Origin of the sequence: Streptomyces sp. NPDC050504, from assembly GCF_044458065.1 — a bacterium.
Classification (GTDB): domain Bacteria; phylum Actinomycetota; class Actinomycetes; order Streptomycetales; family Streptomycetaceae; genus Streptomyces.
Map to the genome: position 1 here is coordinate 77,013 of NZ_JBITHO010000001.1, position 3,326 is coordinate 80,338.

Consider the following 3,326-nt stretch of genomic DNA (forward strand, 5'->3'; position numbering starts at 1 on the left):
GAAGCCCCACGCGGCGCCCGGCGCCCCGCCCCCCCCCCCCCGGGGGCCCCCCCCGGGGGGGGGGGGGGGGGGGGGGGGCCCCCCCGCGCCCCCCCCCCCCCCCGCCGCCGTGGCCGGTCGCCCGGCCCGCCGGTCACTCCGATTCGCTGTCCTCCGTGCGGGACTTCGCCGCGCGGCGCAGCCTGTGGTGGCGCGAGGGCCCCTGCTCGGTGATCGCGTCGCCGACCAGCGTCCGCACCGCGTCGCGCAGCCCGTGCAGCGCCTGGTGCCTGGCCGGGCCCGCGCCCGGGTCCTCGCGCAGCTCCTTCAGCAGCGCCCAGCACAGCCCGAGCATCACCAGCACGAAGGGCAGCGCGACGAGGATCGTCGCCGTCTGGAGCGAGCTGAGCCCGCCCGCGAGCAGTAGCACGGCCGCCACCGCCGCCATCAGCACGCCCCAGGTGACGACCAGCCAGGTCGGCGGGTGCAGCGCGCCCCTGCTGGTCAGCGAGCCCATGACGAGCGACGCGGAGTCGGCGCTGGTCACGAAGTACGTCATCACCAGCAGCATCGCGATGTACGAGGTGACCGTCCCGGCGGGCAGCGCGTCCAGCATCGCGAACAGCGAGGCCTCGGCGCCGTCCTTGACGGTCTCCGCCAGGTCGGCCCCGCCCGTCGCGTCCAGCCGCAGCGCCGTGCCGCCCATCACGCAGAACCACACGACGGTCGCGCCGCTGGGCACCAGCAGCACGCCGAACAGGAACTCGCGGATCGTACGGCCCTTGGAGATGCGGGCGATGAACGTGCCGACGAAGGGCGCCCAGGACAGCCACCACGCCCAGTAGAAGATCGTCCAGGTGCCGAGCCAGGCGCGGTCGGTGAAGGCGCCCGTACGGCTCGCCATCGGGAGCAGGTCGTGCAGGTAGCCGCCGACCGAGGCCGGGATGGTGTCCAGGACGTAGACGGTCGGGCCCAGCAGGAACACGAACAGCATCAGGCACGCGGCCAGCACGATGTTCGCCGTGGACAGCCACTTCACGCCCTTGTGCAGCCCGGAGAAGGCCGAGAGCACGAAGGCCGCGGAGAGCGACACGATGATGATCAGCTCGACGGTCTTGGAGTCCTCCACGCCCGCCGTGATGTTCAGGCCCTTGGAGACCTGGAGCGCGCCGAGCCCGAGGCTGGTCGCGGTGCCGAACACGGTCGCGAAGACGGCGAGCAGGTCGATGGCCCTGCCCGGCCAGCCGTCGGCCCTGCGCTGCCCCAGGAGCGGCACGAACGCGGAGCTGAGCCGGTTGCCGCGGCCCTTGCGGAACGTCGCGTAGGCGAGCGCGAGGCCCGCCATGCCGTAGATCGCCCACGGGGTGAGCGTCCAGTGGAAGAACGAGTACTCCATCGCGGTGCGCGCGGCCTCGCCGGTCTGCGGGGTCACGCCGCTGGCCGGGGGCGGCTTCACGTAGTGCTGGAGCGGCTCGCCGACCCCGTAGAACATCAGGCCGATGCCCATGCCCGCGCTGAACATCATCGCGATCCACGCGAGGTTGGTGAACTCCGGCTCGGAGTCGTCGCGGCCGAGCCTGATCCGGCCGAACCGGCTGAGCGCGATCACGACGCACAGGACCAGGAAGACGTCGGCGGCGATCACGAACAACCAGGCGAAGTTGTTCAGCACCCAGGACAGCGCGCTGGAGGACGCGCTGTCGAAGGAGTCCTTGCCGATCGCGGCCCAGGCGACCACGGCCACGACCGCGGCGACCCCGATCGCGACGACGGCGACGTCGGGCCCCGGGTCGGAGGGGGGTGGACCTTCTGTTGTCCGGTCGATTGTTTCCGTGCTCATGGCGTCCAACTATGGGCGGAATTTCCGCTCAAATCGGGGTGGCTCGCCGCTTCCCGGGGGGCGGGTGGTGCGGATATGGTCGGGTCGGCGCGACTGCCTGTTCGAAAAGCAAGGGATGACAAGTGACGGACGGCGCAGTGAATCGGACCGCTCGTGTGCTGGTGGCGGCCGACAAGTTCAAGGGCTCGCTCACGGCCGTGCAGGTCGCCGAGCGGGTGACGGCGGGGCTGCGGCGCGCGGTCCCGGGCCTCGCGGTCGAGGCCCTGCCCGTCGCGGACGGCGGCGACGGCACGGTCGCGGCGGCGGTGGCGGCGGGCTTCGAGCGCCGCGAGGTCGAGGTGCGCGGCCCGCTGGGGACCCCGGTCACGGCGGCGTACGCGCTGCGCGGGGGCACCGCGGTCGTCGAGATGGCCGAGGCGTCCGGGCTGCAACTGCTGCCCGACGGCGTCTTCGCCCCGCTCACGGCCACCACCTACGGCTCGGGCGAACTGCTGCTCGCCGCGCTCGACGCGGGCGCGCGCACCATCGTGTTCGGCGTCGGCGGCAGCGCCACCACGGACGGCGGCGCAGGCATGCTCGCCGCGCTCGGCGCGCGGCTGGTGGACGCGGCGGGCGGGCCCGTCGAGCCGGGCCGCCTGGGCGAACTGGCCGAGGCGGACCTCTCGACGCTGGACCCGCGCCTCAAGGACGTCGACCTGATCCTGGCGAGCGACGTGGACAACCCGCTCACCGGCCCCAAGGGCGCCCCCGCGGTGTACGGCCCGCAGAAGGGCGCGAGCCCCGACGACGTGGCGGCGCTGGACGCGGCGCTCGCCCACTACGCCTCGGTCCTCGGCCCCGAGCAGGCCGGACTGCCGGGCGCGGGCGCGGCGGGCGGCATCGGGTACGGCGCGCTGGTCGCGCTCGGCGCGCGCTTCCGGCCCGGCATCGAGGTCATGCTGGACGTGCTGGGCTTCGCCCCCGCGCTCGACCGGGCGACCCTCGTCGTCACGGGCGAGGGCTCCCTCGACGAGCAGACGCTGCACGGCAAGGCGCCCGCGGGCGTCGCGGCGGCGGCCCGTGCGGCGGGCGTCGAGGTCGTCGCGGTCTGCGGCCGCCTCGCCCTGCCGCCCCAGGCCCTGGGCAGGGCGGGCATCCGCAGGGCGTACGCCCTGACGGAGCTGGAGCCGGACCCGGCGAGGTCGATGGCGGAGGCGGGTCCGCTGCTCGAACGCGTGGCAGAGCGGATCGGACGGGACTTCCTGCTGTAGGACGGGGGTCCGCTGCGCGGGGTGGGCGGGTACGGCGGGTGGCGAGCCCGCTCGGGGTGGGTGGGGCGGGTGGCGAGCCCGCTCGCGCTGAGTGGGCACGTTGCGCGTGTGCCCCACTCTCGCGCAGTTCCCCGCGCCCCCGGAGGGGGGCGGGGGACAGCGCGCCCCCCCCCCCCCCCCCCCCCCCCGGGGGCCCCCGCCCCCGCGGGGCCCCCCCCCCCCCCCCCCCCCCCCCCCCCCCGCCCCCCCGCCCCCCG

Annotated in this window: 2 protein-coding genes; one reads left to right on the top strand and one right to left on the bottom strand. The window is 75.3% G+C overall.

The window, feature by feature from the left end:
• Window positions 1–133 precede the first annotated feature (133 nt).
• Entirely contained in the window at window positions 134–1,819 is a 1,686-nt protein-coding gene (locus tag ACIBNE_RS00295) for a BCCT family transporter (RefSeq protein ID WP_399267798.1), read from the bottom strand.
• 122 nt (window positions 1,820–1,941) lie between these two features.
• Between ACIBNE_RS00295 and ACIBNE_RS00300 the strand changes: the two genes are divergently transcribed.
• The gene (locus ACIBNE_RS00300) at window positions 1,942–3,069 is read left to right on the top strand and encodes a glycerate kinase (RefSeq protein WP_399267799.1); all 1,128 of its coding nucleotides are present in this window, start codon (window positions 1,942–1,944) and stop codon (window positions 3,067–3,069) included.
• The last annotated feature ends 257 nt before the right edge of the window (window positions 3,070–3,326 follow it).

Bases quoted from the DNA above. Each gene is read 5' to 3' on its own strand.
- ACIBNE_RS00295 (WP_399267798.1), bottom strand. From the start codon at position 1,819: ATGAGCACGGAAACAATCGACCGGACAACAGAAGGTCCACCCCCCTCC.